1 protein-coding gene is annotated in these 802 nt (G+C 68.7%); it reads left to right on the plus strand.

Annotated features, from left to right (window positions below):
- Positions 1 to 3: 3 nt before the first annotated feature.
- A partial coding sequence (locus tag E1265_RS36615; RefSeq protein ID WP_243741411.1) for an IS982 family transposase occupies positions 4 to 802 on the plus strand: 799 nt, incomplete at its 3' end.

Below are 802 nucleotides of genomic sequence, written 5' to 3' on the forward strand. Positions count from 1 at the left end.
GGGTTGAAGGCTTCGCCATGGTTGGCTCCGGCACGTCCGGTTGTCGGGATCGCGCCCCGGCTCAGCGACGCGGAACTGCTCACCCTCGCGGTGATGTCCGCGCTGCTCGGCTACACCTCCGAGCGGCGCTGGCCGCGCCGGGCCGACCGCGACTTCCGGCACTTGTTCCCGTACCTGCCTGGCCAGTCCGGCTACGACAAGCGGCTGTGTGCCGCATCGGCCCTGCTCACTCGGATGATCCGCGTCCTGGCGACCGACACGGCGCTGTGGAGCGATGATGTGTGGGTGGTCGACTCCACGCCGGTGGGCTGCGGCTGCTCGCGGGAGACCGCGAAGCGCTCGGACCTGGCCGGCTGGGCCGAGTACGGTTACTGCGCGTCGCACTCGCGGTACTTCTGGGGTCTGCGGCCGCACCTGGTGTGCGCCCTTGGTGGGCTGCCGATCCTGTTCGCGATCACTGGTGCCAAGGCCGACGAGCGCGAGACGCTGCGCGACATGCTCGACACCGCACCGGATGTGATGGCCTCCCACCCCGGGCAGACGATCATCGGGGACAAGAACTACTACGGCCGCGAGTTCGAGCACGATCTTGCGGAGCGTCACCTGAAGCTGATGCGTCCGGCCCGCAAGGGCGAGCCCCAGCGAGCCGGAGCGCACCTGTTCAAGCCGCTGCGCCAGGTGATCGAGTCGATCAACCAGCCCCTCAAGGGCCAGCTTGACCTGGAACGACACGGCGGTAAGAGCCCGGCAGGAGTGGCCGTTCGGATCCTGACGCGTGTCCTCGCACTCACCGCGGCGATCT

This window comes from Streptomyces sp. 8K308 (genome assembly GCF_004348315.1).
Lineage (GTDB): Bacteria > Actinomycetota > Actinomycetes > Streptomycetales > Streptomycetaceae > Streptomyces.